The sequence below is a fragment of the Acinetobacter sp. CFCC 10889 genome, from assembly GCF_003268395.1.
In the GTDB taxonomy this organism is placed as follows: domain Bacteria; phylum Pseudomonadota; class Gammaproteobacteria; order Pseudomonadales; family Moraxellaceae; genus Acinetobacter.
The window spans coordinates 25,110-48,882 of the sequence record NZ_LQXQ01000006.1; the positions used below are offsets into that span (position 1 = coordinate 25,110).

Below are 23,773 nucleotides of genomic sequence, written 5' to 3' on the forward strand. Positions count from 1 at the left end.
GCTTTGAACATGTATTCAATTTATAGTGGTACAGAACCATTTGAAAAATATGAACTTGAATTTCAATTTGAAATAGAACAAGAAATGTATGCGCAATTATTTATTCATAACCCGCTTCTAAAAGAGGATGATTGTATTCGAGTAGAATTTTATATAGATGAAGAGGAGCGAACATTGACATTTTTCAATGCTGAAATAGACCTCATTAACCATATTTTTTTTAAAGTATATTCAATTAGATCCACTTTTTTTTAAATGTGGCTAAATCTACTGATTTAACAGAAAAGCTTACATTATTTTAATCTCAAAACTGACACGCTGAATTTTTTAATTCAACTGAATATTGTTTTTGATCCGTAGATAATTTCATACGGACTTCATAAGGATTCACACGTTGAAATTGATGTTCAAATAGATGATCACAGTTTTTGATTAAATTATCAGTAAAAAGCTTTTTAACGTCATGTGTACTCATATCTTGGCTAAACTGTTTAAAATCAGGAGAAGTAATAATTCCTTCAATTTCAATGCGATTAGGATATAAGCGTAATTTTTCAATCAAAGTATTTTGATCAATCTGCAAAGGTAAAGTACGAGAGTCTTCATCACTTAAATAACTTAGAGCGTCTGTTAATCTTTGCGTGTTTTTGATTTTATAATTGATATCTACGATTTTTTGTTGAACTAAATAATCATCAAGCTCAGTCGCTTGAACCATGTTAAAAAATGAACCTATTAAAAGGCTAGAACTGAGTAAAAGTGTTGTAAATTTCATGATGAAGTCTTATTCATAATATGGTTTTATTATATGCAATATTGTCGTGAATACTAGTGTGAAAAATTAAGTTTACAGAATGATAATTTTTGAAAATTTCAAAATAAAAAGGCTTTGATCTACAAAGCCTTTTAAAATATTAAAACTCAAAGTTAATCTTTTTTCAGATTTTCATTTATCAAAAATTCAACCAATGCTTTTTGTGCATGAAGACGGTTTTCTGCTTCATCCCAAACCACAGCATTTTTGTGATCAAGCATATTTTCAGAGATTTCTTCACCACGATGTGCAGGTAAACAATGCATAAATAAACAATCAGGATGCGCAAGATCCATCAATTTTTCATTCACTTGATAATCAGCAAAGGCTTTTTCACGGATTTTTTGCTCTTCTTCTTGCCCCATGCTTGCCCAAACATCAGTCACGATGAGGTCAGCATTTACTGCAGCATCTTCAGCAGAACTGACAAGTTCCACACAATGACCAAATTCAGATAAAAACTCATCTTTTGGTTCATAGCCTTTAGGTGAAGCGATTTTTAATTTAAAGCCCCACATGTGCGCAGCTTCCATATAGGAATTACACATATTGTTGCCATCACCGATCCAAGCCACAGTTTTACCTTCGATTGAACCACGGTGCTCAACAAAAGTTTGCACGTCAGCTAACAGTTGGCAAGGGTGATGATCATCAGTTAAGGCATTGATCACAGGAACTTTTGAGTATTCAGCAAAACGTTCAACAATGTCATGACCAAAAGTACGGATCATCACAATGTCTAACATACTTGAGATCACACGTGCCGAATCTTCGATTGGCTCACCACGACCGAGTTGAGTATCACGAGAGGATAAGAAAATCGCACTACCACCAAACTGGCTCATACCTGCTTCAAAAGAAACACGAGTACGGGTACTCGACTTTTCAAAAATCATGCCCATGACTTTACCAACAAAGGGTTGGAATGTTTCATTGTTATGCTGTTTTCGCTTCAGTTCCTGCGCACGATCAATGATGCGGTTCAATTCAGCAGTAGATAAGTCACGTAATGTTAGAAAATGTCGTAGAGCCATGGTTACTCCACAATAATTGTATAGCCAAAACACAAATAGCGAATGACCAACAATTCATTGTTGGTTGATTAAAAAAAACGGAGAATAATTTTCTAATATACTATAAGTAAGTTGAAATGCAAAAAAACTAGACTTTTTGATGACCTTTTAGAAAATGATCAACACAATATTCGATGTATTTGGTTACTTCTTGTTCAGGTTGGTTGATTTCAAGCCCCATTAAAATACGCCATTCATAATCTCTTAAGATTCCAAAATACATCATGGCAGAACTTAAAGGTTGAGGGCAGCTTAATTTTCCTTGTAAATGAGACTGTTCTAAAGCTTTGGCAATGGTGAGCTGAATAAAATGCGCACCTTTTTCATGGATATATAATGCCAACTCAGGATTTTTCTGAGTTTGTTCAAAAATTAGACGAATAAAAGCCACATTTTCAGGCTTTTTTAAATGTAAATAAAAATTAATCAGGGTTTGCGTTAAATAGCTACGCAAGTCATCTCGTTCAGAATTATAACAAGCGCAAATATCTTTAAAGAATAATTCACGACGATAATCACAAATCGCAGTAAATAATCCTTCTTTATTACCAAAATATTTATAAATAGAAGTTTTAGAGCCACCCGCATGATTCACGATATCATCAAGCGATACTGCATCATAACCATGTTCCAAAAATAAATCATTTGCACTCAATAAAAGCGCTAAACGCCGTTCTTGCCCTCGGCGAGTTTGGGGTTGTTCACCACAACCCACAGCTTCAATTTCTGTGAAATGTTTTTGCATAGAAAATAATCAAAATACGGACTCTTTGTAGGGATTATAGCAAATAAGTCAAGAAATTTCTGTTGATAAATATCAGTATTATTTTGTCATGAAATACTACAATTAAAATAATGAATGTTAATTCATTATTTCTTTGACTAAAGTTTTAGAGCTTTTCACCTAAAAAGTCATGGCAGAGTAAATTTTTATGGATATACTCAAACCTCGATAAATAAAGAGACCACTGTGGAAAGGAATATGACACAAGAAACGTCTGCAGGCTTAAGATTTAGACAAGCACTGGAAGTGGAAAAACCATTACAAATTATCGGTACAGTCAACGCTTATGCAGCGATGATGGCGAAACAAGTCGGTTACAAAGCGATTTATCTTTCGGGTGCTGGTGTTGCCAACTATTCATACGGTTTACCTGATTTGGGCATGACCAGCTTAGACAACGTATTGGAAGATGTTCGTCGTATTACCGAACGTGTAGACACACCATTATTGGTTGACATTGACACAGGTTGGGGCGGTGCATTCAATATCGCACGTACTGTGAAACAGATGATTGCCGCAGGCGCAGCCGCTGTGCATATCGAAGACCAAGTGGCACAAAAACGTTGTGGTCACCGTCCAAACAAAGAAATCGTTTCTCAACAAGAAATGGTTGATCGTATCAAAGCTGCGGTTGATGCCAAAACCGATTCTAATTTTGTGGTGATGGCACGTACTGATGCTCTACAAAAAGAAGGTTTGCAAGCAGTCATCGACCGTGCATGTGCATGTGTAGAAGCGGGTGCAGATGCGATCTTTGCTGAAGCGATGACAGACATTACCATGTACAAAACTGTGTGTGATGCAGTGGGTGTACCAGTTCTTGCAAATATCACAGAGTTTGGCGATACGCCATATTACACGACTCAGGAATTGGGCGAGCAAGGTATTTCAATGGTGCTATATCCATTGTCTGCAACCCGTGCAATGCAAAAAGCAGCACTCGAAGTATTCCGTTCAATTCGTGAAAATGGTACACAAGTCAATGTACTTGACACTATGCAACAACGTAAAGAACTTTACGAATTCCTTGATTATCATACTTTTGAAAATACATTAGACAAATTATTCACTGAAGGAAAATAAAAAATGGCTGAAGGCAAAGTACTCACTGGCGCAGGATTGCGTGGACAAGTGGCAGGGAAAACGGCTTTATCAACTGTTGGTAAAAGTGGCGCAGGCTTAACTTACCGTGGTTATGATGTGCAAGATTTGGCTGAAAACTGCCAATTTGAAGAAGTTGCATACTTAATCTTCTTTGGTGAACTACCAACGACTGAACAACTTGCTGCCTATAAAGCAAAACTCAAATCACTTCGCCAATTGCCACAAGCATTGAAAGAAGTACTTGAGCGTATTCCTGCGGATTCACACCCAATGGATGTGATGCGTACAGGTGTTTCAATGTTGGGTAACATTGAAACTGAGAAATCATTCGATGAACAACAAGATGTTGCAGACCGTATTTTAGCGACTTTACCTGCAATCATTTGCTACTGGTACCGTTACAGCCATGATGGCGTGCGTATCGAAGAAAACACAGATGATGATTCTATCGGTGCTCAATTCCTTCACCTTCTTCGTGGTGAAAAGCCAAATGAATTGCATGAGCAAGTGATGAATGTATCGTTGATTCTTTATGCTGAGCACGAATTCAACGCATCGACATTCACTGCGCGTGTATGTGCTTCAACATTATCAGATATGCATTCATGTATCACAGGTGCTATTGGTTCACTTCGTGGTCCATTACATGGCGGTGCAAACGAAGCTGCGATGGAAATGATCGAAAACTGGACATCTCCAGAAGAAGCTGAACGTGAAATGCTGGGTAAATTGGAACGTAAAGAAAAGATCATGGGCTTCGGTCATGCGATCTACAAAGACAACGATCCACGTAACGGCATCATCAAAATCTGGTCTGAAAAATTAGCAAAAGATGTAGGTGATACCGTACTTTATCCAGTATCAGTACGTTGTGAAGAAGTGATGTGGCGTGAGAAGAAATTGTTCTGTAATGCAGACTTCTTTCATGCTTCTGCATATCACTTCATGGATATTGCAACCAAATTGTTCACGCCAATCTTTGTGATGAGCCGTGTGACAGGTTGGGCAGCGCATGTGATGGAACAGCGTGCAGATAACCGTATTATTCGTCCAAGTGCGGATTATACTGGTCCTGAACTGCGTAAAGTTGTGCCAATCGCTGAGCGTTCAGCAGCTTAAGCTATTGTTTAAACGATAAAAGGCTGTCTCACTGTTGTGGTGAGGCAGCTTTTTTATTGAATATAGAATTTCAATCATTTGAATGTCATTCAATGAATTCTAAATGTAAAAATTAGGAGATTTTTCCTTGGGCTGCTATTTTGAATATATTGTGAGCCGTTTTTTTATGGTAGAAATACTTTGTTAGATTGAAATGAAACTCTAAAGATTAAGCTGATATATTATGATCAAAAGTACATAGAAAAAGAGGCTATCTTTTAAAGTAGCCTCTTTTGATGGTTTAGTCGACACTATTAAGCATCTTTTTCATGACCTTGTACTTGTTTGAGCAAGTGTTTTTCAAGGTAATGAATATCCATTGCTTGAGCACAGAAATTTTTGTCTTGTAAGATCAAATCTTTATGTAATGGAATATTAGTTTTGATTCCTGTCAAAATCATTTCATCCAATGCTTGTTTCATGCGGGCAATCGCAGTCTCACGATCTTTACCATGAGAAATCAGTTTGGCAATCATTGAATCATAGTATGGTGGAATGCTATAACCTTGATAAATATGAGAGTCTAAACGAATTCCTGCACCACCTGGCGCATAAAAATTCTCGATTTTACCCGGTGATGGTAAGAATGTTGAAGGATCTTCAGCGTTGATACGACACTCGATAGCATGACCTTTGACTTCAATATCTTCTTGTTGAAGATTTAATCCAAGACCCGCAGCAATACGAAGTTGTTGTTCAATAATGTCGATGCCTGTCACTTGTTCAGAAACAGGATGTTCAACTTGAACACGAGTATTCATTTCAATAAAAAAGAATTCACCTTCTTCAAAAAGAAACTCAAAAGTTCCCGCACCACGATATTGCATAAGTTTACAAGCATTTACACACGCTTCTAAAATGTGTGCACGTGCTTCTTCTGGCAAGCCGGGAGCGGGCGCTTCTTCAAGAACTTTTTGATGGCGACGTTGTAGTGAACAGTCACGGTCATATAAATGTACAGCATGACCATTACCATCTGCTAAAACTTGTACTTCTACATGGCGAGGTTTCTGTAAGAAACGTTCCATATAGACTGTATCATCACCGAACCACATTTCAGCATCACGTTGTGCTGCTTGCACAGATTCAAGCAAAGTATCCACACGTTCAACGATACGCATACCACGACCACCGCCACCTGAAGCAGCTTTTACGATCAATGGAAAGCCAATTTCTTTGGCTTCAGCTAAAGCATTGGTTGGTGTAACTGCATGTGCAGAACCTGGTACAGTTGGCACACCTGCTTTACGCATCGCCATAATTGCGGATACTTTATTCCCCATAAGGCGAATGTGTTCAGGGCGTGGACCAATGAAAATAAAACCAGAACTTTCTACAATTTCTGCGAATTCAGCATTTTCAGATAAGAAACCATAACCCGGATGGATAGCATCAGCCCCCGTGATTTCTGCTGCTGTAATAATCGCAGGAATATTTAAGTAGCTTTCGCTGCTTGCACCCGGACCGATACATACAGCTTCATCAACAAAGCGTAAATGCATTAAATCTTTATCGGCATCTGAGTAAATACCAACAGTTTTGATTCCTAAAGTTTTACAAGCACGAGTGATGCGTAAAGCAATCTCACCTCGGTTTGCAATTAAAACTTTTTGCAACATATCAACCCCCTTGCGATTACGCGCGGTAGCGGAATAAAGGTTGACCGAATTGGATCACATCACCGTTTTTCACTAAAATTTCTTCAACCACACCACTTTGTGTTGCTTCGATTGGGTTCATGATTTTCATTGCTTCGATGATGCCTAAAGTTTCACCTGCAGAAATCGTTTGACCAACATTGACAAATGGAGCTTCACCTGGGTTTGGTGCAGCGTAAAACACGCCAACCATTGGAGAAGTTTCTACTGCACCACGAGAGGCAGCTTTAACTACAGGTGCTTCAACGGCAGGAGCAGCTGCAACAGTCGCTACGCCAGCAACAACAGGATTACGACGCGTTAAAGCAATCGATTGATCACCTTCTTTAACTTCGATAGCTTGAAGGTCAGATTCGATCATCAAATCGATGAGCTTTTTGATTTTGCGAATATCCATGGATTCGTATTCCTAATGTTATGAATGAGTTGAAGATTGAATTTTGTCGATCGCATAGTTCAAAGCAAAAGAATAGCCTTTTGCACCAAGACCACAGATCACGCCAATGGCTTTATCAGATAAATAAGAGTGATGTCGAAATGCTTCTCGTGCATGCACATTTGACAAATGAACTTCTATAAAAGGAATTGCGACACCCAGTAATGCATCACGTACAGCAACAGATGTATGGGTCAGGGCAGCAGGATTAATAATGATGAATTGAACACCATCTTGTTGCGCTTGATGAATGCGGTCAACGACAGCACCTTCCCAATTACTTTGAAAAGTTTCTAATTGAATATTGGACTGCTGCGCTTGAGCGATGAGTTGTTGATTAATATCTTCTAAAGTAAGGTGACCATAGACTTCTGGTTCGCGCTTTCCTAGCAAGTTTAAGTTTGGTCCGTGAATGACCAAAATGGTCGAACTCATTGAGCCTACTCCAGTTATAAAGTTGCAAAAAATCTTTGCAAGATGTCTGCAAAGTTTGCGTATTATGGCATAATTTTCTACATGTATTTTATAATTTGTTTTAATTTGGTGCAGAAATAACATACCGACTATGGGCTATATATTGAGAATATTGTCGCTAAATGACAATGTTAAAAAATGACAAATTTTCTAGTTTTTTACAGTGACATTAGTTTAAACCGAATTGACCAAAACTGTTGATTTGATTTGTGTAACAATAGCGTACAAAAATTGCTATTTAAAAAAAATATGACTTATTTATCAAAAAATACACATCAAAAATTATTCAATGTGCTGATTTTTTCAACTTTTAATTGATGCTAATTTTTAGCTCTATGTTGTGTATAAATCCTTATGGATAAAGTATCGTCATTTAAAAATCCAAATCTCAATGAAAAATAATTTATATTGCATGATTGTGTGGTAATTTGTTTTTAATAATAAAAAACAATGATTTATCTTTTGTTTTCTTTGCCTTTTGTTTGCTTTGTTTTGAGTTTTAAACATAAGGTGTCGGGGAAATAATAGAACTTTGCCATTTATCTGATGATATATTTATTTAAAGAATAGGGCAGTTTTAGCAGTCACTTTATTTTAAGATAAAATGTGATATATCAAAATGAGTCTAAAAATCGTGCTTATGTACAATCTGTGATGTGGTTTCCATATTATTGAAACGTTGCCTTTTATGAAATTGACCAATGTGCTCATGCTTTGTGTGGCAAATAAACAGCTTGCAAGGAATTTAAAAAAACTTGCATTGGCAAAACATTTATATTGTGTGTGAAAGCTGTTTTAAAGTATATCGAGGGTGTTGTTTTAATCAGCAAAACATTGCGCTAAAGTGGATAAAGTGCAGACAAACATTGTACATCAACGATGAAATGCATAGAATTTAACAAGACTTTTTGGGTGTGAATGCATTATGTTGCAAGATTTTATTGAAGAGCAAAAATTGGTTTGTGAAGAGTTTGATTCACGTTATGTGAAAGTCAATGAAACTGATGTGGTTGCCATCGCAAAACATACATTGACTCAAGAGCCAATCGTAGGATTACGTAAAGCGCCTGATGAAAATAATGTCGCTTGGTTTATTTATGGTGGTGAGATTGCAGCAGATCAGGATGATTTTGAGCTAGTGACTGTAAAAGAGTTAGAAGATATTTTCCCAGATGCGATTCCATATTTGGCATTAGAGCAAGGTTTTCGTTTTATGATTGATGCGGATGAATATGAAGATGTTTGGAAAGCTGATGCATTTTAATAGAATAAAAAATAAATATTTATTTCAGTTTTTGCCACACGTTATTTTGTTTGGGGGAATATTGTTTACGAATGTGGCATATACACAAGAAACGCCAACTTTAGACAATCAATCATTAACACAAGAACAATACAATCACTTGATAACGCATTTTACTGATCAGGTGAATGCGACAAAAAAAATATTGGATGAATCTGAAAATGCAGATGCTACAGCACAAAAGCAAGCGTTTTGTAGCAGGTTGGCGGCATATCAGCACATTGCGACTTTGTCAAAAAACAATATTCAGTTAGAAACTGCAAGTGTTATGTTAATGATTGCCAATCAGTTTTTAGATCGACAAAAGCAGTCATTGCTTGAGTCGGGAATGACTGAACAGGTATTTTGTGCTACAACACATTCAAAATTGTCAGAAAATGACATGAAAATGGCGGAAAATGATAAATAGTTCAAAGTCATTTTTAGCGATAATAAGTCATGTTAAAACAAAGCAATAAAGATTTTCCCTGGTCTTATTGTGCCGTGTTTTGCACATCAACGTCCAAGTTGATGAATTAAACCCGCCCTCAAAGGCGGGTTTTTCTATTCTACGTTTAAAATTTCTTTTCCAAACTTAACATAACATAAGGAATAGATTGATTACTGCGTGCTTGATAGATTGCACCTGTATTTTGATCTGTCAATTTTTCTTTATAGTCTGTGCTTAATAAATTTCGTCCCGTCAAAATCGTTGCCCATCCATCACGGAAGCGTTTGGTAATACTAAGATCAATATCAAAACGTTGGTTACTGGTACGATCATAAGGCTGATTTTCTAAAGCACGAGTAAATTCAGGTACAAAGTTTAGATTAATACTGCTTGCTAACTGCCAAGGCTGATAATTATAAGAAATGCCTGTACTTGCTGTATATGGAGCAACATCACTGACTAAACGGTCTTGATGATTGCTATCCTCAACTTTGGCACGAACGGTTGAGAGTTGTGCATTAAGCATGAAGGAATGACCTTGTTCAGTTTGCTTGAGTGCATAACGCCCAGCAAGTTCTACACCATATGTAGTGGCATTGCTTTGGTTAAAGGGACGTTCAACATAGCGACCATTTTCAAGCACAATGCTTTTTTCAATATAATCCTCAATATCACGATGATAAGCTGTAAGATTTACGCCACCTGCCGATGTGTTATAACCTAAAGTTGTTTCAATCGCCGTAATTTGTTCAGGTTTTAGATTTGGATTGCCACCACGGTCAGGATTGTTTAATGTTCCTGCATCGCTATCTGTAGATATGGTAATTGTCGGGCTTAAACGATTACTATTAGGGCTACGAAAAGCTTGGCTAATATTGGTTTGTAATGACCACTGTTTCGTAAAATCAAAACGGTGGGCAAGTACGGGACTAAAATGTTGATCATGATATTCAACTAGACCAGAACGTTCTAACCATTCTTGACGAGCACCTAAAGTTAGTGTTTGGCGATCAGTAAAACGCCAACTGCCTTCAGTATAGAGCGCATAGCGTTGTTCATCTAAAGTTTCGGTGACATTGCTTTTAAGTTCACTTGAACGCGCGTCAACACCAAATTTAATTTGTTTGGTTGCATCAAATTTGCGTACAGCATCATAGCCTAAGCCATATTCATTGACTGTTTCATCAATATAAGAATTTTCTTGGCGTGAACGTGTTGATTCCGTTTCATTTTGTTTTTCAAGTGAAAAGCGAACTTTGTCAGAGTCACCTTGATCTTTACGTTCATAACGAGTGTTGAAGCGAATACTATCATTTTCATCTTTTTGAATTTGTTCGCCACGTGTGCCATCACTTTCATTTTTACGATAGAAAATTTCACCTACAAGTTTTTGTTTTGCATCAATTTGATATTCTAAACGAGGGGAGAACATGGTTGATGTACGCTCAATTTCTCGTTTTTGCTCTCGCTCTTGATCATAAGTTTGTGTTTTTGAAATGGAAGTTGTGTCATTCCACATTTGATTTGCAGATAGGCTATACAGCCAAGCGTTTTCTCGTCCATCTATTTGCACAGAGACATTTTTACGATCTTCTTCATTTTGACCTGATTGGGCTACGCCATAACTTGCGCGGATTGTCCCGCCAATTGGTGCGCCTTTGAGAGGTTCTTTTAAAATGATATTAATTACTGCTGAGGATGCTACAGCACCATGTGCGATACTCGGCTGTTTGGTAATTTCAATTTTTTCGATCATATCAGGGGTGAGGGTATCCACAATCGACATACCGCCACGTGGTCCACCTTGTACAGGTTCACCATTGATCAAAAAAATAGGAGCACCGCCACCACGAAAACGCATACCTGATGCACCACCACCGCCACGAGGACCTTGACCTTGGGCAGGCATTTGGAAACCTGCTGCTCGGCGTAAGGTATCATTTACGGATTGATCACCGTATTTCAACATTTCATCACGCGTGACAATGGTTTTTGCAATTGCGCTAATATCAGGATCTTTCGGGGTTGCTTTGGCTTGTAAAGTGACGGTTTCTAGGGTTTGAATTTGTTCAGTATCTGCATTAGGCGTTGTTATAATTTGAGAGTCTGCCCATGTTGTAGAATGAATACAGAGTAATGCAAGACTGAGTGTGCTGAATGGTAATTTTGGAGCAAAAGCAAACTGTGTAGAAAGCATGAAATGAGTTTCAACTTATGTAATTTTGCGTAGCTTAACTGAGAATTATGTAGAAAATTTGTGGAAGATTGAATTTTGAAAAATAATTTTTAACTTTGATTGAATGTTGTTATTGGACATATATGTTGATTTTAAAATCAATAAAGCCAGCAAATAAATCATTCACTGGCAATAAATCTCTCATTAAAATAAGTTTTTAAATACTCATTTACCACATCAAATCATCAGGAATCACATAAGCTGCGTATGGATCTTCTTCATCAGTAGTTTGTTGATTATTCTCAGAATTATTCACAATAATAAAGCCTGTCATTTTCTCATTAATACGATCAGCCAAAGCTTTTGGTAAAAGTGCATAGCTGTTATTTTCTTTAGCAACAACTAAGCTTCCTGCCACTAAAGCATTGTAAATTTGTTGATTGATATATAATTTTTTGATTTTATTTTCATCAATAAACTGATAACTGACTTCACCATCAGTGTCTTTGATTTTATGTTGTCCAATCATTTGAATAATTGCAGCAACTAAGGCTTTTTCATCCAAAATGCGTTGCTTTTCTTGGTTTAAGGCTTGGTCTTTGGCAATTTTTTCTTGTTTGTCTTGCTCGATTTTAGCCTTGATTTCAGCGTCATTATTTTGACCTGTACGCTGTTCATGCTGTGCTTGTTTCGACAACTTTTTTGCCTTCTTGTTATCGACTAAGCCCGCTTTTAATAACTGAGCTGCTAAAGCATTTTTAACCATGTGAACAACCTACCTTCACTTTGCAAGATAATGAATACGAAAATAAATAAACCAATAAATGCAGCTTAAACTAAAACTGAGTAGTGCAGGCATTAGAAAGGTATTTAATTTTAAATAAGGATAGACCCCTGTGGCAATTATTCCACCTAAGATAAATCCAAATAAAATGAGTAAATGTAAAATAATACGTTTTTTTTCAACGTGTAGTCCACGAAATAAATAGCCTAAGGCAAGCCCTAAATCTGTTAAAACTCCAGATAAATGCGTGGTACGAATAATTGCGCCTTGATAATGGCTGACCATGGCATTTTGGATGCCCATTGCTGCACATGCCCAAAGCAATCCATAACGTGGATAATCTTGAATAAAATACCAACTGAGAATAATAAATGCAGTCATTAAACTCAATGGTAATCCATAACGACGACCCATTTGAAAATGGCTGTTGCCTAAAATAAAACCACTATAACTTGAGCCAAGCACATAACTAAGAATGACTAAAATCAAGAAAATGATATTGGATAGATCGCCTTGAATGATGCTAATCGCTAGCATACTGGCATTACCTGTCATGTGTGAAACGGATTGATGCAGTAAAGTAATCAAGCCAATGACATTGATCATGCCTGCATTCAGCGCAAGCATGAAAGCACCAAGTTGAATCCAAAGAGGGAGCTGTTGAAAAGGCATGGAACTAACTGAATCAAATCAAGATTTGATTCAGTATAGAACGAGATTATTTTTTAGCAAGGTCTACAGCAGCAGTAAATAATACATCGGTAGATGAGTTTAGAGCAGTTTCAGTCGAATCTTGCAATACACTGATGACCATACCAATCGCAACCACTTGCATGGCGATTTCACTTGGAATACCAAATAAACCACATGCTACAGGAATCAGTAAGAGCGAACCACCAGCAACACCCGATGCACCACATGCTGTCACCACCGCAACCACAGATAAAATCGCCATAGTGACAAGATCAACATGAATACCTAAAGTATTCACTGTCGCTAAAGTGAGTACGGTAATAGTCACAGCTGCGCCTGCCATGTTAATGGTTGCACCTAGAGGGATGGCAACGCTTGCAGTTGCTTCATCTACACCTAAACGTTTAGCAAGATCTAGATTTACAGGAATATTTGCTGCAGAACTACGCGTGAAAAAAGCAGTAATGCCACTTTCTTTTAGGCATTTAAATACTAAAGGATAAGGGTTGCGACGCATCACAATTGCCACAAGTAATGGATTAATGACCAATGCCACAAAGAACATACATGCCACTAAAACAGCAATTAAATGAGCATAATTCTCTAAAGTTTCTAAGCCAGCTTGAGCAAAAGTTGCTACGACCAAACCGAAAATACCAATCGGTGCGAGGCTAATCACAATGCGAATAATTGAATTGATCGCATTTGCAGCATCAGTGATAACTTGTTTAGTGGTATCAGAACCATGACGTAAAGCAGCACCTAAACCGACTGCCCAAGCCAAAATCCCAATAAAGTTGGCTTCAGAAAGTGCCGTGACAGGATTGGTAATAAAGCTAAGGAGTAAATTTTTTAATACCTCAGCAACGCTCCCAGGTGGTTGTAAAGCAACTTCACTGGCACTGGTAAACATTAATGTGCTTGGGAACATGATACTTGCAAAAACAGAACTGAATGCTGCCAATAGCATACCGACTGCATAGAGCATCAAAATAGGTTTTAATTGACGGTTACTTTGTCCAACTTTAAAATTGGCAATGGATGACATCACTAAAACAAAGACTAAAATCGGGGCAACCGACTTTAATGCTTTAATGAAAACATCACCTAAAATGCTGACGTATCCAGCAGAAGTAGGAAAAAGATATGCAACTATAAAACCAAGTATGATGGCAATAAGAATACGTGTGACTAAACTTAAACGTGCTAGGGCAGCGAACATATTAAAACCTGAGTTGCCTTAAACTGGACTAAAATCAATAAACAAGCCGACTATTCTATACCTAAAAGCACTTAGAGAATGAAACAATTTCACATAAAATATAAAGTACTAAAAAATATATAAATTTTTCAAAAATAAAGAAATTCCAGCAGTTTATTGATTCACCAAAATAAAAATTAAACAGAATGAAAGGTTTGTGCATCAAGCTCATGCATTGCTTGATAATGGGTTAGATAGATGTTTCCACTCAGTTCATCCAATAATTTTGACACTTTCAAACGATCCATGACAGGGCCTTTGACTTCAGATAAATGTAGCTGAATGTCAAGTTTGGCAAGTTCAGCATTAATGTCTTCAAGTGCTTCCAAAGCACTCAGGTCAATATTACTGATACTGGAGCAATTGATCACAACATGATGTAAATGTTGATTTTTACTGACTTCAGAAATGATAAACTCTTTCAGTGTATTGGCATTTAAAAATGTTAAATTCTCATCAATACGAATTGAAATAATATTGGCACTCGTCACTACTTCGTGCCGAGAAATGTTGCGAAAATGTTGTGTACCTTCAACTAGTCCAATTACCGCAATATGTGGGCGACTGATCCGCCAAAGCAATAATATAAAGGTTGATACGATCCCGATCATTAAACCTGTTGAAATATCAATACATAACACGCCTAAAAAAGTGACCCACATAGCGATACCATCCGCTTTAGAATAACGCCACGCTTCAATAAATGGTTTAAAATCTACCAATTTCCAAATTGACACGATAATAGTTGCTGCAAGTACAGCCAATGGAAGTTCCTTAAAAACACCAGTAAAATATAAACTCACAACAACAATCAAAATGGAGGAAAAAACACCTGCCATCGGAGTTTTTGCACCTGCATCAGCATTGACCACTGTACGTGATAAACTGCCTGTAACAGGAAAAGATGAGCTAAAACCAGCACTTAAATTGGCTAGACCTAAAGCAACCAACTCTTGGTTACTATTTAACTCACTTCTTTTTTGAAATGCAGTGGCTTGGGCAATCGAAATAGATTCAACAAAACTGACCATCGTGATCATGGCAGCACCAGGGAGGAGTTGAATGACTAAATCCCAAGACCAAAATGGCATTGATAAAGGAGGAAACCCTGAGGGAATTTCGCCCACAGTTTTGATACCAAACTGATCAATATGTAAAAATTGCACCAGTGCGATTGAAAAAAAGACTAAAAAGAGTGGTAATGATTTATTGATAAAAATAATGGTGTTTTTATTTAGTTTTGATAACGAAAAACCAATAAATTTAGGTGTATAAATCAATAATAAAATGGCACAGCCACCAAAAATTAAACTGGGGAAATGAAGCAGAGAAATATATTCTGCAGCAGAAATAATAAACTCAACCACATTGCCTGATTTTAACGGTAAATTGACTAAAAACTTAAATTGACTTAGAGCAATCAACACAGCAGAAGCAATAATAAAGCTCTTAATCACAGGATGGCTAATTAAACGAATCAAAAAACCAAAACGAAAAATACCCAATAAAGTTGATAAAATTCCCACCAAAACTGCCAATAAACATGCAGCTTGAATATAAACAGGTGAACCAACTTCATACAAAGGTTGTAAGGTTGCAAAGGTCATCATTGAGATCAGTGCAACAGGACCGATCGACAGTGTTGGGCTACCACCAATAATTGCATACACGATCATCGGTAAAATGCTGGCATATAGACCTGTAATTGGTGGTAAACCTGCGACCATTGCATATGCCATACCTTGTGGTACAAGCATTGCAATGACAATCAGTGCAGCAAGTAAGTCAGCTTTGAAAAACGGGGCATTATAGTGTTGCAGCCACTGCCATGCAGGGAGGATGGAACTCAATTTAGACTGAGGCTTAGGCATAAAAACTCTATATCACATTTTTATATATATTATGCAGAAAAAATGCTAAGAATTATAGTCCGATTTTGCAATGTCATCTGAAATCAACTTTGAATGTTATTTTCATTTTATTCAAAGTTGCTAAGGGGGATTAAAAGTATACTTGAACAATTATTTTGGGCAGTACAGGTCATAAAGAGTATTTAAAACAAGGCTCAGCTTTGGATCTTTAATCGAATAATAAATTTGTTTACCATCACGCCGTGTACTGACGACATCACTTTTACGCAGCATCATCAGTTGTTGTGACAACGTTGGTTGGGTAATTTTAGTTTGTTCTTCAATTTGAGAAACATTGAGTTCTTGTTGTACTAAATGACATAAAATCAATAAACGATCAGTATTTGCTAAAGATTTTAAAATTGAAACCACATCAGTGGCAGATGCTCGCATTGCATCAATTTGAAAACTCTGACTCATGAAGATCAGAAACTCCTAACATTGCCTAATGTGAATAACCGAAAAATGCACATCGTACATAGATCAGACCATTCTATTTCAAACGTTATCCTAACACGAATACCTTGATATTTATTTCTGATTAATCCTCAGTTTTTTTTATAAGGTATATTATTTTTATGTAATTCTTATAAGAAGATATAGATATAAAAATTTAAGATAAGTTTCAGTGCTTTAAGTTTTGAAATAGCGCATTTAATCGTTCTTTAAAATAGCCTAAGCAATATTAAAATCAGCAAAAGGATTATTTGCAAATAAGTTAAAAATGGCTAAAATAATTTAAGAATTTAATTCCAATATTCAGTAATTAAAATTAAAAAACTATAAATACAATTTATATGTTTGTTTAGCCAGATAAAATACTATGCTGATACAGTCTAAACGCACCTTGCTTATTTCGTTCTTCGTTATTATTTGTTTGATTTTAGATAGCATTTTTTATACGCAAATACACCCAGAGAGTGGAAATAAGCCACTGGAGTTTATTTATTTTTTAGCCCTACAGGGTGACAAAGAAGCTCAATTTACTTTGGCAAAAAGGATTGAAGATGCAGCACGCAATGACATTAATTTATCAGTGCAACAAACACTACCCAAAAAATTATTGGATTTTACGTATCAATTTGTTTTTATTCATCAAATAAATCACGAAAATGCTTTTGATCAGTTCTTTCAACCGATCTATAGCAGTCAATCTGAAGCTTTAAAATGGTATAAAACATCAGCAGAACAAGGGCATGCCGCTGCACAAGAGATCTTAGCTGAATATTATTATAATGATGGTCGAGGACCTCAGTTCAAAAAGGCATTTCATTGGATTTCAAAATTAGCCCCCAAAGGAGATGTTTTTGCTCAATCTCAATTGGGGTGGATGTATTTTTCAGGTTTAGGTGTGGAGCAAAATTATAAATTGGCGCACCAGTGGTTTTTAAAAGCAGGTTTACAAGGGAATCGTAGTGCAGCAGCATATTTGGCTTGGATGTATTTACATGCACAAGGCGTACAAGGCAATAATGCAGAAGCTTTTAAATGGTATGAAAAGGCGGCACAGTATGGTGACGAAGAAGCCCAAATGATGACCATTGCGATGTATACACTCGGTGTAGGCACAGAAAAAAATATTGAAAAATCTGAATTTTGGAAAAATAAAGTCAAACAAGCCACAAATCGAGATTTTGATTATTATTATGAACGAAATGATTATGAAAAGAGATTATTATATTTAGCAGAGACTAATGATAAAAACAAAGATCAGTATCTTAGTAATGAATATTCTCAAAAATATAATCAAGCACTGAAATATAAAAATGAAAGAAATGGCGATCTGCAACGTGCCTTTGAAATTTTTAATGATTTATTGACACGTAATGATCCGAGTGTGCAATATCAGCTTGCAGAAATGTATCAAAAAGGCATAGGAACTGAGCGAAATATCAATAAAGCGCTTGAACTTTATAAAATGGCAGCTGCACAAAATTATATTTTAGCATTATTACGTTTAGGAGATCTTTATTTTGAAGGAAATCAAGACTTAGCCCAAGACTATGCACAAGCTTTATTTTGGTATCAAAAAATAGAGGCTTTAGGGCAGCAACATGCCAATATGCGGTTAGGTGAAATATATATGAATGGTTTGGGTGTTAATAAAAACCCTGAAAAAGCTTTTCAATATTACTTATATTTAGCTGAACAAGGCAGTCAAGAAGCCATAAAAATCGTTATATATTGTTATGAGTCGGGCATTGGTACAACTAAAAATTTAAAAAAAGCGCAAGAAATGAAAGCAAAGCTTAGAATTTAAACAAACATGAAGATGATTCAGTTGTAACTTGAAGAATCCTCAATCAGAGCGTGCCGTAATGGTTTAAATTTATGTTCTAATAGCTCTATTCATTTATGTAAAAAACATCGTGCTTCTACAACCATTATCACAGGTTATCCCAACACTTTCCCATGATTATGCAGAATGGCATCAGGGGGAGGGAGGATTATGCATTGTGGTATATCGAAATTACAGAGCCAAGATTATTAGAATATTTAAATCATTTACGCACATATTTTTCCAATTTTTTGTTTCAACCAAATATTCGTCAGTTTCATATTACTTTATTTGTTTGTGGATTTTTAACGGAAAACCAGCCGTTATTCAATGATGATTTTTCAATAGTTCAATTCAAACAACAAATCCAACAAGTCATGCAGCAGCAATTACAAAGTTTTAAAATATCAACGGGAAATATCCAAAGTTTTGATAGTGCATTATTTGTTGAAATTTTTGATTATGAAAATAGCCTAAGCAAATTTAGAAAATTATTTGCAAAAAACCATTGCGAAATTGCTGCACTACAATATTTACCTCATATTACTCTTGGACTTTATAATCAAGCATACAATGCCTCTCAAATTTTTCAGGCGATTGATAGTATTCAACAAGAGTACTTTGAAATTAATATTGAGTATTTAACATTTGGGTATTACAAAGCCAAAATGATCCAAGGGCAGTTATTTACTTATCAACATATTTACTTAGGTTCATTATGATTCAACTGATTTTAGGTGGTGCACGTTCGGGAAAAAGTCGTTTGGCGGAACAATTTGCTCAGGCATCCACTTTGGCTGTGACTTATATTGCAACGGCGCAGGCGTGGGATGTAGAAATGCAATCACGCATCGAGCATCATCAAAATCAGCGACCTATAGATTGGACAGTAATTGAAGAACCGCTTTATCTGGCAGATGTATTAAAAAAAATAGACCAGCCCAATCATGTCATTTTAGTAGATTGTTTAACTTTATGGATGACCAATCTATTGTTAAAACAAGATGAAAATTCACTCGATACTGAAAGTGATAATGTGCAGATACAAGAGTGCGAAAAGTTATTAAAAATATTACCGACATTACAAGCACAGATTATTTTAGTGAGTAATGAAACAGGACTCGGTGTTGTGCCGATGGGTGAAATTAGCCGTAAATTTGTAGATGAATCAGGTCGTCTACATCAGCAACTTGGAAAAATTGCTGATCAAGTGATTTTCTGTGTTGCAGGTTTTCCAATGTATTTGAAAGGAGAGAAAAAATGAATTGGTGGTTAGATGCATGTAAAAGCCCAAATATTGTGGCAAAACAACAGGCTGAACAACGTCAATTGCAATTAACTAAACCAACAGGCTCACTTTCAACTTTAGAAAATGTTGCTGTGCAATTGGCAAGTTTGCAAGGTCAAGCTAAACCGAATGTTGATTTTCCTTGGATTTGTATTTTTGCAGGCGATCATGGGGTGATGGAGGAAAATATTTCTGCTTATCCGCAAGCTGTGACTCGACAAATGTTACAAAATTTCACCACAGGTGGCGCATGTATTAGCGTGATTGCCAAAGAGTATAATGCAAAACTACAAGTGATTGACTGTGGTTCGGTTGGCGAAGCCTATGAATATCAAGGTGTAGAACGACATTGTATCGCTGAGGGAACAGCAAATTTTGCTAAAACAGTCGCAATGACTGAAGCTCAATGCCAAGCAGCGATGCAACTTGGAAAAAATAGTGTAGATCAAGCTTTTGCACAGAATGCTTCGATTTATGTCGCAGGTGAAATGGGCATTGGAAATACCTGTTCTGCATCTGCTGTTGCGTGTTTTTTACTTGGTGAAGCTGCTGAAAAATTAACGGGTGTCGGTACAGGCATTCGTGCTGAACAATTAGAACATAAGAAAAATATTATTAATCAAGCCATCGAACTACATCAAAATTATGTGAATAAAGATGCTTTTAAAGCCCTTTGTGCAGTGGGTGGTTTAGAAATTGCAGCGATGGCAGGTGCATATATTCGTTGTGCACAAATTGGTTTACCTGTTGTAGTGGATGGGTTTATCAGTAGTATTTCGGCTTTGATCGCTGTGCGTTTAAATCCTGAAGTTCGTGAATGGATGCTGTTTGGGCATCAATCTGCTGAATATGGACATCAACGTTTATTGCAAGAATTAAATGCTGAACCCTTATTAAAACTGAATTTACGCTTAGGTGAGGGTAGTGGTGCAGGTGCATCTTTGGGTGTGATTAAACTGGCATGTAGTTTACATAACAATATGGCAACTTTTGCAGAAGCTGCGGTGATTGGTGAAAAAGTTTAATACTTTAAGTCAATACATTGCTATTTAAATCATAAAGTTATATAGAGTTATGAAATGAAATTGAAGATTGATCTACTTCGGCATGGTGAAACTACTTTGAGCCATACACTAAGAGGTTCAACCGATGATGCCTTAACTGAACAAGGTCAAATGCAAATGCAGACGGCGATTCAGGATTTTTTAGATCAATCTTCACAGCCAGTTCCTTGGCAGGCAATTTATAGTTCACCGCTACAGCGTTGTCAGTCATTTGCTGAAAATTTAAGTGAAAAATATGCGAAAAAATTGCTTATCGAGCCTGATTTACAAGAAATACATTTTGGTGATTGGGAGGCAAAACCCACCCAATGGATCTATGAAAATTTTCCAGAACAATTGAATCAGTTTTGGCAAACACCTACCCAATATGCGCCACCCAATGCAGAAACAATGCAGCAGTTTCATATGAGAATTTGCCATGCACTCGAAAATATACAACACAACATGCAACAGCAACATTGGCAACGGGTTTTGTTGGTCACGCACGGTGGTGTGATTAAATTATTAAAATGTCTTGCTGCACAAAAGAGTTTAGATGAGCTTTTAACGATGTCAGCAGAACTGGGTACATTACATCGTTTTGAATTGGATGTTGAACAACAAAAAATACATTATTTATCAAACGATTTACGATTAAGTAATTTAAAAACTGAAGAATTTTAAAATGACTCCATTTTTCATCGCATTGCAGTTTTTAACAACTTTTCCAATTCAGTTAAAAACGATGCCAAGCCCTCAGCAAAATGGACAATCTTTGCTATTTTATCCAGTTGTGGGTCTCTTGATTGGCGCTATTTTATTGGCGATTGCAACATTTTTACACAGCTTGCCGATCATTTTATTGGCTTCAATTCTTTTATGTACATGGATTTGGTTGACAGGCGGTTTACATTTAGATGGTTTAGCGGATACTGCGGATGCATGGGTGGGTGGCTTTGGTGACAAAGAGCGAACCTTAACGATCATGAAAGACCCAAGTTGTGGTCCGATTGGTGTTTTAAGTTTAGTCATCATTTGTTTATTAAAGTGGTCTGCAATTTATGTGCTACTTCAACAAAAAATGCCACTTGCGTTGTTCATATTTCCAGTGCTTGGACGTATTGCACCTCTGATTTTATTTCTTACAACGCCTTATGTTCGAAAAAATGGTTTAGGTTCAGCATTGACGGAATTTATTCCCAAAAAATCAGCTATTTTTCTCATTATTATTTGTTTGATTTTTCCTGTTATTTTTTCATGGATTTGTATTTTTAGCAGCCTTATCTTTATATTCAGTCTATATTATTTACGATATAAATTTATGCAACGTATTTCAGGTATTACTGGGGATACTGTTGGAGCAAGCATTGAAATTTTAGAAACAGTGACTTTGTTTTGTTTTGTGATTTTAAGTTTTTATTTTTAATTTTATAGCATATCCTCATTTTATCTTGACCTTAGTACTGTGCAAGATCTTTAAAAATAAACCATGAGGTCAGCATGACAATTCAAAATACAAAAATTTTAAACCATCACTTTTTAGCTGATATGTATGAAGATTCTTATTTTCCGCCACATTTAGTTGATCAAGTGAAGCAAATTTTATTGGATTTATGCGTAGAAATTGAAACGACGAAACCTAAAAATCTTGATGAATTATATCTCTTAACACATACTGCGACTGAAAAAATTAACGATTTGCAAACCGCTTTTGATGAAGCAGGGAGTGAGATTGAAACAGTAGCACGTGATAGTATTGGTATGGATTTTGATTTTATTGCCAAAGCTTATGATTATCATGATGCGGATGGGGAAAAATTGATCTCACCCCGAGATTGGTAAATTTTTGATCTTATAAATCTTAATTGCCAATCATTAAATACCATGAATGATTGGCAATTCATTTTCTAAATTAAATCGCATAATATAAAATTATCTGTACTAAATATGGTCCTAAAATCACCATAAAAATACCTGCGAGTACCATAGTTAAACTTGCAATAACCCCTTCTTGCTGATCACGCATATAGGCTTTACTTGTACCAAAACCATGCGCTGCATTTCCAAGCGATGCTCCCATAGCAAAGTGAGATTTCAAGTGAATCATCTTTAAAATAACATCACCAAAACACATTCCGATCAGACCTGTAATAATGGTAAATAAAATAACTAATTCCACCGAACCGCCAATATGTCCTGCAAGTTCCATGGCAAAAGGTGTAGAGATCGAACGTGCCATCAAGCTATATGTCGTACTATGATCAAAATGAAAGAATTTTGCTAAATAAAAAGCACTGAGCATCCCAGCAAACATACCCAAGAATACACCCATTGAAATAGATAAAACGTGTTCTTGAATAACTTTACGATATTCATAAATAGGAATCGCAAAAGCCACAGTTGCAGGTCCTAGCATCCACACGATCCATTGACTGTCCGCCATATAGGTGTCATAAGTCGTATGAGAACCAAGCAAAATAGCGATAATCATCACAGGAACAAGAATTGCAGGTGAAAAAACCAAGTAAGGCAATTTACGGTGCACTCTTTTCACTAAAATATAGGCAAGTAATGTTCCAACAAAACAGAGAATGGAAATTAAAGACATTTATGTTTCTCCTGATGATGTTGTGATAGTCGTTGTTTGATTTTATTTTCAAGTTTAAAACCAAAATGTACGCTATAGGCAGTGCAGACCATGACACAAACTGTTCCTATAAACACAGCAACAAGCAGTTGCCAACCTTCAGTCAGAAATAAGTCTTTGTATTTGATCAACCCAATAAAACATGGAATAAAAAATAACACCAATTCTGCCAAAATAAAGTCAGCACCTGTTTTAATCCAATCTAACTTTAAAATGCCACTCAATAAGCTCAGCAATAAAATCATTAGACCGATGACAGCCGCAGAAATGGGTATGTTCAAAACATGCTTAATCATTCCGCCGATTGCTAGAAATACCAATAACAAAAGAATTTGCAAAAATACTTTGCTGATCAATATAAACTTTGCAGATAAGTTAAATTTAGAGGACAAGTAATGTAAATAGGACATGAAATACGGCTTATTTCGAGCAGATGCATTATTTTATTTCTAATCTTTA

26 protein-coding genes are annotated in these 23,773 nt (G+C 36.3%); 12 read left to right on the forward strand and 14 right to left on the reverse strand.

Annotated elements, in window-relative coordinates; genetic code table 11:
* Window positions 1-9: 9 nt before the first annotated feature.
* On the forward strand, window positions 10-255 hold the full coding sequence (locus AVJ19_RS03320; RefSeq protein WP_111858389.1) for a hypothetical protein: 246 nt from the start codon (window positions 10-12) through the stop codon (window positions 253-255).
* Window positions 256-304: 49 nt separating this feature from the next.
* Here AVJ19_RS03320 and AVJ19_RS03325 read toward each other — a convergent pair whose 3' ends face one another.
* The 3 genes from AVJ19_RS03325 to AVJ19_RS03335 all read right to left on the reverse strand — a co-directional run bounded on the left by AVJ19_RS03325 (window position 305) and on the right by AVJ19_RS03335 (window position 2,632).
* A complete protein-coding gene (locus tag AVJ19_RS03325) occupies window positions 305-775 on the reverse strand; it encodes a hypothetical protein (protein WP_228203275.1) in 471 nt (156 codons plus the stop codon).
* Between the two features lie 152 nt (window positions 776-927).
* Window positions 928-1,848 (reverse strand): ornithine carbamoyltransferase, encoded by a 921-nt coding sequence (gene argF / locus AVJ19_RS03330; RefSeq protein ID WP_111858391.1) that lies wholly within the window; start codon window positions 1,846-1,848, stop codon window positions 928-930.
* 127 nt (window positions 1,849-1,975) lie between these two features.
* Window positions 1,976-2,632, reverse strand: a complete 657-nt coding sequence (locus AVJ19_RS03335; RefSeq protein WP_111858392.1) for a TetR/AcrR family transcriptional regulator — start codon at window positions 2,630-2,632, stop codon at window positions 1,976-1,978.
* Between the two features lie 237 nt (window positions 2,633-2,869).
* Here AVJ19_RS03335 and prpB point away from each other — a divergent pair, with 237 nt between their 5' ends.
* Both prpB and prpC read left to right on the forward strand, forming a co-directional pair.
* Complete coding sequence (gene prpB / locus AVJ19_RS03340) at window positions 2,870-3,754, forward strand: methylisocitrate lyase (protein ID WP_111858393.1); 885 nt, start codon at window positions 2,870-2,872, stop codon at window positions 3,752-3,754.
* Window positions 3,755-3,757: 3 nt separating this feature from the next.
* On the forward strand, window positions 3,758-4,894 hold the full coding sequence (gene prpC, locus AVJ19_RS03345; protein WP_087550153.1) for a 2-methylcitrate synthase: 1,137 nt from the start codon (window positions 3,758-3,760) through the stop codon (window positions 4,892-4,894).
* 293 nt (window positions 4,895-5,187) lie between these two features.
* Here the strand turns inward: prpC and accC are convergent, their stop codons facing one another.
* Genes accC through aroQ form a run of 3 tightly spaced genes read right to left on the reverse strand, consistent with a single transcriptional unit; the run spans window position 5,188 to window position 7,462 of the window.
* A complete protein-coding gene (accC, locus tag AVJ19_RS03350; protein WP_111858394.1) occupies window positions 5,188-6,552 on the reverse strand; it encodes an acetyl-CoA carboxylase biotin carboxylase subunit in 1,365 nt (454 codons plus the stop codon).
* A 16-nt stretch (window positions 6,553-6,568) separates the two neighbouring features.
* A complete protein-coding gene (accB, locus tag AVJ19_RS03355; protein ID WP_111858395.1) occupies window positions 6,569-6,988 on the reverse strand; it encodes an acetyl-CoA carboxylase biotin carboxyl carrier protein in 420 nt (139 codons plus the stop codon).
* An 18-nt stretch (window positions 6,989-7,006) separates the two neighbouring features.
* Window positions 7,007-7,462, reverse strand: a complete 456-nt coding sequence (gene aroQ / locus AVJ19_RS03360; protein ID WP_111858396.1) for a type II 3-dehydroquinate dehydratase — start codon at window positions 7,460-7,462, stop codon at window positions 7,007-7,009.
* Window positions 7,463-8,426: 964 nt separating this feature from the next.
* On the opposite strand from aroQ, the gene AVJ19_RS03365 reads away from it, so the two are divergent.
* Both AVJ19_RS03365 and AVJ19_RS03370 read left to right on the forward strand, forming a co-directional pair.
* The gene (locus AVJ19_RS03365; protein WP_111858397.1) at window positions 8,427-8,765 is read left to right on the forward strand and encodes a hypothetical protein; all 339 of its coding nucleotides are present in this window, start codon (window positions 8,427-8,429) and stop codon (window positions 8,763-8,765) included.
* 61 nt (window positions 8,766-8,826) lie between these two features.
* The gene (locus AVJ19_RS03370; RefSeq protein WP_228203276.1) at window positions 8,827-9,213 is read left to right on the forward strand and encodes a hypothetical protein; all 387 of its coding nucleotides are present in this window, start codon (window positions 8,827-8,829) and stop codon (window positions 9,211-9,213) included.
* A gap of 145 nt (window positions 9,214-9,358) precedes the next feature.
* Here the strand turns inward: AVJ19_RS03370 and AVJ19_RS03375 are convergent, their stop codons facing one another.
* The 6 genes from AVJ19_RS03375 to AVJ19_RS03400 all read right to left on the reverse strand — a co-directional run bounded on the left by AVJ19_RS03375 (window position 9,359) and on the right by AVJ19_RS03400 (window position 16,478).
* The gene (locus AVJ19_RS03375; protein ID WP_111858398.1) at window positions 9,359-11,431 is read right to left on the reverse strand and encodes a TonB-dependent receptor plug domain-containing protein; all 2,073 of its coding nucleotides are present in this window, start codon (window positions 11,429-11,431) and stop codon (window positions 9,359-9,361) included.
* Between the two features lie 208 nt (window positions 11,432-11,639).
* Window positions 11,640-12,176, reverse strand: a complete 537-nt coding sequence (locus tag AVJ19_RS03380; protein WP_111858399.1) for a DUF2058 domain-containing protein — start codon at window positions 12,174-12,176, stop codon at window positions 11,640-11,642.
* Window positions 12,177-12,191: 15 nt separating this feature from the next.
* A complete protein-coding gene (locus AVJ19_RS03385) occupies window positions 12,192-12,866 on the reverse strand; it encodes a YoaK family protein (RefSeq protein WP_111858400.1) in 675 nt (224 codons plus the stop codon).
* A gap of 46 nt (window positions 12,867-12,912) precedes the next feature.
* Window positions 12,913-14,109 (reverse strand): serine/threonine transporter SstT, encoded by a 1,197-nt coding sequence (sstT, locus tag AVJ19_RS03390; RefSeq protein ID WP_111858401.1) that lies wholly within the window; start codon window positions 14,107-14,109, stop codon window positions 12,913-12,915.
* 176 nt (window positions 14,110-14,285) lie between these two features.
* A complete protein-coding gene (locus tag AVJ19_RS03395; protein ID WP_111858402.1) occupies window positions 14,286-16,019 on the reverse strand; it encodes a SulP family inorganic anion transporter in 1,734 nt (577 codons plus the stop codon).
* A gap of 150 nt (window positions 16,020-16,169) precedes the next feature.
* Complete coding sequence (locus AVJ19_RS03400) at window positions 16,170-16,478, reverse strand: ArsR/SmtB family transcription factor (protein ID WP_111858403.1); 309 nt, start codon at window positions 16,476-16,478, stop codon at window positions 16,170-16,172.
* A gap of 403 nt (window positions 16,479-16,881) precedes the next feature.
* Here AVJ19_RS03400 and AVJ19_RS03405 point away from each other — a divergent pair, with 403 nt between their 5' ends.
* From AVJ19_RS03405 to AVJ19_RS03435, 7 genes are all read left to right on the forward strand, one after another.
* Window positions 16,882-18,318: a tetratricopeptide repeat protein gene (locus AVJ19_RS03405; protein WP_111858404.1), complete on the forward strand. Its 1,437-nt coding sequence runs from the start codon at window positions 16,882-16,884 to the stop codon at window positions 18,316-18,318.
* A 194-nt stretch (window positions 18,319-18,512) separates the two neighbouring features.
* Window positions 18,513-19,058, forward strand: coding sequence for a 2'-5' RNA ligase family protein (locus tag AVJ19_RS03410; protein WP_228203277.1), 546 nt, complete (start codon window positions 18,513-18,515; stop codon window positions 19,056-19,058).
* Window positions 19,055-19,600 carry a bifunctional adenosylcobinamide kinase/adenosylcobinamide-phosphate guanylyltransferase gene (gene cobU, locus AVJ19_RS03415; protein ID WP_111858405.1) on the forward strand — a complete coding sequence of 182 codons (546 nt, stop codon included), beginning with the start codon at window positions 19,055-19,057 and terminating at the stop codon, window positions 19,598-19,600. Before AVJ19_RS03410 ends, cobU begins: the two co-directional genes overlap by 4 nt.
* Entirely contained in the window at window positions 19,597-20,649 is a 1,053-nt protein-coding gene (gene cobT / locus AVJ19_RS03420; RefSeq protein ID WP_111858406.1) for a nicotinate-nucleotide--dimethylbenzimidazole phosphoribosyltransferase, read from the forward strand. Before cobU ends, cobT begins: the two co-directional genes overlap by 4 nt.
* Before the next feature lie 54 nt (window positions 20,650-20,703).
* A complete protein-coding gene (locus AVJ19_RS03425; protein ID WP_111858407.1) occupies window positions 20,704-21,351 on the forward strand; it encodes a histidine phosphatase family protein in 648 nt (215 codons plus the stop codon).
* A gap of 1 nt (window position 21,352) precedes the next feature.
* Complete coding sequence (locus tag AVJ19_RS03430) at window positions 21,353-22,093, forward strand: adenosylcobinamide-GDP ribazoletransferase (protein WP_111858408.1); 741 nt, start codon at window positions 21,353-21,355, stop codon at window positions 22,091-22,093.
* Window positions 22,094-22,167: 74 nt separating this feature from the next.
* Entirely contained in the window at window positions 22,168-22,509 is a 342-nt protein-coding gene (locus AVJ19_RS03435; RefSeq protein WP_111858409.1) for a DUF5713 family protein, read from the forward strand.
* A gap of 70 nt (window positions 22,510-22,579) precedes the next feature.
* Here the strand turns inward: AVJ19_RS03435 and AVJ19_RS03440 are convergent, their stop codons facing one another.
* Window positions 22,580-23,275, reverse strand: a complete 696-nt coding sequence (locus tag AVJ19_RS03440; protein WP_111858410.1) for an LrgB family protein — start codon at window positions 23,273-23,275, stop codon at window positions 22,580-22,582.
* Window positions 23,266-23,724, reverse strand: a complete 459-nt coding sequence (locus tag AVJ19_RS03445) for a CidA/LrgA family protein (RefSeq protein ID WP_111858411.1) — start codon at window positions 23,722-23,724, stop codon at window positions 23,266-23,268. The genes AVJ19_RS03440 and AVJ19_RS03445 overlap by 10 nt, the downstream gene beginning before the upstream one ends.
* Window positions 23,725-23,773: the final 49 nt, after the last annotated feature.

What these genes read in the sequence shown, in the direction of transcription:
- argF (WP_111858391.1), bottom strand. Translation starts at nt 1,848, where the DNA reads ATGGCTCTACGACATTTTCTAACATTACGTGACTTATCTACTGCTGAA.
- AVJ19_RS03425 (WP_111858407.1), top strand. Translation starts at nt 20,704, where the DNA reads ATGAAATTGAAGATTGATCTACTTCGGCATGGTGAAACTACTTTGAGC.
- AVJ19_RS03395 (WP_111858402.1), bottom strand. Translation starts at nt 16,019, where the DNA reads ATGCCTAAGCCTCAGTCTAAATTGAGTTCCATCCTCCCTGCATGGCAG.
- cobU (WP_111858405.1), top strand. Translation starts at nt 19,055, where the DNA reads ATGATTCAACTGATTTTAGGTGGTGCACGTTCGGGAAAAAGTCGTTTG.
- sstT (WP_111858401.1), bottom strand. Translation starts at nt 14,109, where the DNA reads ATGTTCGCTGCCCTAGCACGTTTAAGTTTAGTCACACGTATTCTTATT.
- prpC (WP_087550153.1), top strand. Translation starts at nt 3,758, where the DNA reads ATGGCTGAAGGCAAAGTACTCACTGGCGCAGGATTGCGTGGACAAGTG.
- AVJ19_RS03435 (WP_111858409.1), top strand. Translation starts at nt 22,168, where the DNA reads ATGACAATTCAAAATACAAAAATTTTAAACCATCACTTTTTAGCTGAT.
- AVJ19_RS03325 (WP_228203275.1), bottom strand. Translation starts at nt 775, where the DNA reads ATGAAATTTACAACACTTTTACTCAGTTCTAGCCTTTTAATAGGTTCA.
- AVJ19_RS03440 (WP_111858410.1), bottom strand. Translation starts at nt 23,275, where the DNA reads ATGTCTTTAATTTCCATTCTCTGTTTTGTTGGAACATTACTTGCCTAT.
- AVJ19_RS03405 (WP_111858404.1), top strand. Translation starts at nt 16,882, where the DNA reads ATGCTGATACAGTCTAAACGCACCTTGCTTATTTCGTTCTTCGTTATT.
- accC (WP_111858394.1), bottom strand. Translation starts at nt 6,552, where the DNA reads ATGTTGCAAAAAGTTTTAATTGCAAACCGAGGTGAGATTGCTTTACGC.
- AVJ19_RS03375 (WP_111858398.1), bottom strand. Translation starts at nt 11,431, where the DNA reads ATGCTTTCTACACAGTTTGCTTTTGCTCCAAAATTACCATTCAGCACA.
- accB (WP_111858395.1), bottom strand. Translation starts at nt 6,988, where the DNA reads ATGGATATTCGCAAAATCAAAAAGCTCATCGATTTGATGATCGAATCT.
- AVJ19_RS03430 (WP_111858408.1), top strand. Translation starts at nt 21,353, where the DNA reads ATGACTCCATTTTTCATCGCATTGCAGTTTTTAACAACTTTTCCAATT.
- AVJ19_RS03380 (WP_111858399.1), bottom strand. Translation starts at nt 12,176, where the DNA reads ATGGTTAAAAATGCTTTAGCAGCTCAGTTATTAAAAGCGGGCTTAGTC.
- AVJ19_RS03365 (WP_111858397.1), top strand. Translation starts at nt 8,427, where the DNA reads ATGTTGCAAGATTTTATTGAAGAGCAAAAATTGGTTTGTGAAGAGTTT.
- AVJ19_RS03335 (WP_111858392.1), bottom strand. Translation starts at nt 2,632, where the DNA reads ATGCAAAAACATTTCACAGAAATTGAAGCTGTGGGTTGTGGTGAACAA.
- cobT (WP_111858406.1), top strand. Translation starts at nt 19,597, where the DNA reads ATGAATTGGTGGTTAGATGCATGTAAAAGCCCAAATATTGTGGCAAAA.
- aroQ (WP_111858396.1), bottom strand. Translation starts at nt 7,462, where the DNA reads ATGAGTTCGACCATTTTGGTCATTCACGGACCAAACTTAAACTTGCTA.
- prpB (WP_111858393.1), top strand. Translation starts at nt 2,870, where the DNA reads ATGACACAAGAAACGTCTGCAGGCTTAAGATTTAGACAAGCACTGGAA.
- AVJ19_RS03385 (WP_111858400.1), bottom strand. Translation starts at nt 12,866, where the DNA reads ATGCCTTTTCAACAGCTCCCTCTTTGGATTCAACTTGGTGCTTTCATG.
- AVJ19_RS03400 (WP_111858403.1), bottom strand. Translation starts at nt 16,478, where the DNA reads ATGAGTCAGAGTTTTCAAATTGATGCAATGCGAGCATCTGCCACTGAT.
- AVJ19_RS03320 (WP_111858389.1), top strand. Translation starts at nt 10, where the DNA reads ATGTATTCAATTTATAGTGGTACAGAACCATTTGAAAAATATGAACTT.
- AVJ19_RS03445 (WP_111858411.1), bottom strand. Translation starts at nt 23,724, where the DNA reads ATGTCCTATTTACATTACTTGTCCTCTAAATTTAACTTATCTGCAAAG.